At 37.7% G+C, this 5,437-nt stretch carries 2 protein-coding genes and 2 pseudogenes; 1 reads left to right on the plus strand and 3 read right to left on the minus strand.

Translation table 11 applies throughout. The features are described 5' to 3' along the window. Positions 1–157: pseudogene (locus tag HMPREF0106_RS26920) on the minus strand (IS5/IS1182 family transposase); the annotation flags it as partial. 317 nt (positions 158–474) lie between these two features. Beyond that, positions 475–4,422 (minus strand): two-component regulator propeller domain-containing protein, encoded by a 3,948-nt coding sequence (locus tag HMPREF0106_RS21675; RefSeq protein ID WP_009038923.1) that lies wholly within the window; start codon positions 4,420–4,422, stop codon positions 475–477. Between the two features lie 371 nt (positions 4,423–4,793). Here HMPREF0106_RS21675 and HMPREF0106_RS21670 point away from each other — a divergent pair. Next, positions 4,794–5,153 (plus strand): annotated as a pseudogene (locus HMPREF0106_RS21670) (carboxypeptidase-like regulatory domain-containing protein); the annotation flags it as partial. 29 nt (positions 5,154–5,182) lie between these two features. Here the strand turns inward: HMPREF0106_RS21670 and HMPREF0106_RS0124275 are convergent. After that, positions 5,183–5,437: transposase (locus tag HMPREF0106_RS0124275; protein ID WP_009038925.1), on the minus strand; the 255-nt coding region annotated here is incomplete at its 5' end.

A 5,437-nucleotide genomic window follows, 5' to 3' on the forward strand; every position in this document is an offset into this window, starting at 1 on the left:
CCGGACGACCGTTGACGGCACAGTATAGCGGGGAGAAAGCTTCTTCAAAACGGCGCCAGTCTATCTTATTGGCAAGCAGGTATAAGGGATGCCTGGGATTCAGCTGGTCTGTCAAAGAGCTGAACAAGGAGGGCTGAGGGGTGGTCTTGTTTATCATAATAATCTGCAAGTTTTCAACCATAAAGATACAAAAACTTGCAGATATATCAAAGCAATTTATATATTAATATGTTGATTATTAGGCGTAAAAGCACATTCTAAGGGGCGACTAAATAGTAGTTTCTCATAATAATTGAATTTAAGTGTATTCGTTTTCTATCAATTGCTTGCTGCAAAAGTAGTCGAATACCTTATTCTACTCATCAGATTTTAGTCATTTCAAATCATGAAACGTCCAAATCTGCACTGGAAATCTTAATCGCTCTGTTCCGGGAAGTATAATTTCTATATAAATGATAAACTAAAGTGCTGAATCTATTCTGATTGTTGTTGGGTGCAACCGTGTTGTGCTCTGAATTGAGAAGGAGTCATTCCTTTCATTTCTTTAAATAACGTACTGAAATATCGTTGATAAGTGAAACCTACCTGCTCTGATATTTCAGTAATGCTCATGTCAGACTGAGTTAAAAGAATGATTGCTTTGTCGATTCTTCTACGATTGATATAATCGTTTGCTCCCATGCCGGTCAGTTCCTTGATCTTATTATATAAGGATGTCCGGCTCATAGCCATTTGAGCAGTCAGGAATTTTACGTCCAGATCTGGTTGAGACAGATTCTGATCGATCATTTCATTCAATTTAATCATAAATTGTTCATCCGCATTGCTGAAAGTAGCCTCTTGCGGAGACAGAATGAATTGATTGCCCCTGTATCTGGATTTAATATATTCACGATTTCTCATCTGGTTCTGGATCACGCTAAGGAGCATTTCCATTTCAAATGGTTTGGGCAAATAGGCATCGGCTCCTAATTTGTATCCTAACATCTGGCTTTCAGAATCGGCTCTGGCGGTAAGTAGAATAACAGGGATATGGCTAATATTCAGATTCTCTTTAATTTCCTTGCATAGCTGATAGCCATTCATTTGTGGCATCATTACATCACTTACTATAATGTCCGGTTGCTGTTGCTTAATAACTTCCAACGCTACCAATCCATTTTCTGCCTGATAGATCTTCTTGAACTTATCCTTAAGAGCATTTTTTAAGAATTCTCTTAAGTCCTGTTTATCTTCTACAATCAACAGTGAATATCCTTGTAGAGAGAAAGAACCGGATTCTATTTTCTCTTCTTCCTCCGGAGAACTTAAAAGTTCGTTGAGGTAGGAATGTTGAGGACATGATACTTCTTGTTCTTGTAGATTAGCCGGTATTTCATAAAAGAATGTGGCCCCTCTGTCTTTATTATTGAAAGCGCCCATCCTGCCTCCATGTAAGTCAATCAACATTTTAGCATAAGATAAACCGATACCACTTCCTCCCTCATTATGTTTGCCTTGGTAGAAACGGGTAAAGAGCTTCTTTATATCTACATTATCCAATCCAATTCCCTGGTCTTGTACGTGTATTTGTATACTTTCATTTGTACGGATGGTTTTTATAACAATACGAGTCTGATTAGGACTATATTTCAAAGCATTCATAATCAGATTGGAAAGAACAACTTTGCATTTAGTGTCATCATACGCGATAGATTGTATACTGTCGTCAAAGTCGTATGTAATTTCAATTTCTTTGGCTTTAGATGCAGTTTGAAATGTTTCTGCCACTTCCTGTATCCACTTGTGTAAAGGATGCGAAGAGATGTGTAGCACTTCCTGTCCTACCTCCATTTTGCGTGCATCAAGCACAATGTTGATAATATCTTTCATCTGATTCGCCTGTTTGAATGCCCCCTGTAGATATTCCGGTAGCTCGTCTTGCTTCACCTCTTTATTGAGAATTCGTTTCAGGGAAGCATAGATGAGTGTCAAAGGGGTGCGTAGCTCATGGCTGATATTGATTAAGAAGCGTATTTTCTCTTCATATATCTTCTTCTCATGTTCCCGCATCTCACGTTTCAGCCGATTTTCTTTTTTTCTTATCAAACTAAAGAAGACCATTCCTGCCACTAGAAATGCAAAGAAAATGCATAGTATAATAAACCAGGTAGATTTCCACCAAGGAGGTGAGACTATAATAGTTAAGATCTCTGTCGGCTGGCTCCATTCACCGTTGGAGGTGTCGCAGGATACGCTGATGGTATATTCTCCTGATGCTAATGTACCCAATTCGAGTGTCTGGAGATAACTCTCGATCACCATTTTGTCTTTTCCTGTGATGACATATCGGAAAAGGTGTTTTCGGAAGGAGTTCTTTTCGTCAGCAATCACTTTAATGTTGAACGATGAATGATTCCAGGGAATCGAAATACAGTTATTATTAACCTGTTTCAGAGTTGATTTACCATTCAGTTTTACTTCAAGTAGCTTGAGAATAGGAGACGAATTGCTTTCGAAAATAATATCCGTATTAATGCGTACCAGTCCCATAGTACCTCCCATATACAGATTGGGAGTACGAAGAGCAGGAATAGGGGTAAATATCAATTCGTTGGAAGGAACTCCATCGGATTCGTCCAGGATAACAAAACGTTTTTCGTTGATAATATACGCAAAGAACATGTTCTGTGCTCCTATCCAGACTTTTCCTTTTTTATCATAGGCAAGGCTGGATACACTGTTGAACAAGTTGGTATGTATTTTTTCTGTTTTTCCAGTCTGTTTATTATAGAAGAGCAGTCCGAAATTACTTCCTATCCAAAAGTTACCTTTATCATCCCGGCAGGCCAATGTGAAATCATCTCCCTCTTTCATATTGACTAATGAAGACAGTTCGTTGGTTTTGAAGTTTAGTTTAAACAGGTTATTGGTTCCCATTAGATACAGATGCGTATCGTCGGAATAAATTGCCTGCATAGCTATTTGGCGTTGAATGTCTATTTGGGGTGCGTAGAGAATAGATGTTTGCCGGGTATGCTTGTTGTAGATATAGACTTTTGCTCCTAATATGTAAATATTATCTTTTGTAGCATATAGATTTACCAAATCACCGGATGAAAATTCTCTTTTCGAAATAGAGTCATTGATAATGGGAAAAGGTTGCATCTGTGCGGTTCTCTTATTAAAGGTAAATACCCCTTTATTAAAACATGATAATAAGAGCTCATTTTCAGAAAAATTTGTGATAGAGGTAACTTTCTCCCCGTATGTAGTAGGGTAATGATGAAATGTATTCGTTTTTTGGTCAAATGAGTTGATACCTCCTCCGTCTGTTCCAATCCAGAGCAATGTATCCTTATCTTCAAAGATGCTAACCACGGTACGTTCGCTAATTCCATTGGGATTGTTCAGTGGAACATCTTTATAGGTTTTGATGAACACTTTCTTAATGGCGAATAATCCTCCGTGTATACTGCCTATCCATATATTGTCCATCTGATCTTTATAAAGCCGGTAGATAGAGTTATTCGGCAAGGATTGTTCATCATCGGAAATATGTTTAAGATGAGAGAATTTCATAGTCTGGAAGTCAAGTATGTTGATACCTCCTCCGTCAGTAGCTATCCAAAGTTGGTTGTCTTTTTCAAGAAAATCAAAAATGATATCGTTGTTGAGCCCGGAATTTTTGGTGGATAAACTGAAAAGCCTTTTCCCCTCTTTCGAGTAGCAGGCTATTCCTTTGCCATAGAATGATACCCAAAGCCGGTTTTGAGAGTCAACAAATATGGTGTTTATCTCGCGCTCTTTTACAAATGGACATCGATACATTTTCTTTTTTGTCAAGTCGTACATCCAAAGCCCGTCTTTTTTACTGCTGGTTATCAGCACATCGGGACTCCACTGAAAGATGCGATTGATACATTTTAACTTGTCTCCATCAATGTCGGGGAAGATCGTCGTAATACTTTTATCCATTAGATTGTATTGGTATAAAGTTTCTTCTCCTCCAAACAGGAAATTGTCACCTATTTGAAGATAAGACCAAGCGTTAAATGGCTTCCCGTTATATTTCAATGGCTGAAATTGATTTTCTGCTTTATTGTAGATGGCAATTCCTTTATTGGTAGAAACGTATAAATCGCCTAAACGATCCTCTGTAATAAAACGAATGAAATTGTCGGGCAATGAGTTTGGCTGCTCCCGGTCATGAAAATAACTTTTCAGTTCAGATTGGTCATAACTATTTAACCCCCATTTGGTACCTATCCATATGACTCCTAAATGATCTCTGTAAATGCACTGCACTCTTGATTGTGACAATCCCTGTTCCAAAGAAATTTGTCTGAAGTAGTAGTCTTGTTGTTCAGCCTTTGTAGAAAGAACAAAGAATAATATCCAGATTAGAAAAGAATACCTCTTTAGTACGTGTGCTTTTGACATAGTTATGTTCTTTTGATAGAGCAAATATAAAAGAAGTTATGAAACTGTACAATAGATTTCATCTTCTTTTGTCCACAAAGCTCATTAGATAGCTCGAAAGGATATTCAGAATACTCCTTTTGAACAGTAGCGGACTAATTATGGATGTTATTTGATCTCTATTTCCACGCTTTGCACCTATATTTGCATAGTTGACACTAAATACGGAATAGTATTAAACCTTAAAAAAAAGACTATTTACTATGAATACATCCTAAAACTGTAGAATGAAGAGGTGGCGGAGTAATGTTGGGAACATTTTGAATGCCTTGACTTGTATCTAAAATTCCTAAAAATCTAATATTATTATATTCTAACTAAATGAAAAGTATATGGATAATCTAAGAAAAACGCTTGGCTGCTTGCTACTATTTCTTTTTGCAGCAGTTACATCTACTTATGCACAGGTTGCAAAGCAGTATTCGGGTACTGTTATGGATGCCGACAGCAATGAACCTATCATCGGTGTCAACGTAACTCTTAAAGATGCACAAACTGGTACCGTAACGGATATTTCCGGAAAGTTCTCGATTAGTGCTCCTGTTGGCTCTACACTATCATTCTCTTATATCGGATACGTGACTAAAGAGGTTAAACTGGGAACGAATACCAGTTTGAAGATTACAATGCAGGAGGATCAGAACCAATTGAGTGAAGTAGTGGTCATCGGATATGGTGTAGTGAAAAAATCGGTTCTTCGTCAAATTTGGTGGTACTTCTTCTATTGTGAATAAAGAATCTTGGCTCTCAGTAGTTTACTTCCTGCCCTATTGTACATCTGCCTTTTTAGCGCTTTAATTTTATTCACTGTCCCCTCCAGTAATCCATTACTGAAGGGGAGATCAATAGCTGCCTGTACTGCCTCCCAGTCTTTTTCAATACCATATGCAAAGTTCGTCAGTGCCATATTCCGTGTTGCCTTCGCTTTTTCAATCCACTTTCTAATATCCTTATCATAAGTGTTCCCATTAATCAT

It is taken from the genome of Bacteroides sp. D22 (assembly GCF_000163675.1).
Lineage (GTDB): Bacteria > Bacteroidota > Bacteroidia > Bacteroidales > Bacteroidaceae > Bacteroides > Bacteroides xylanisolvens.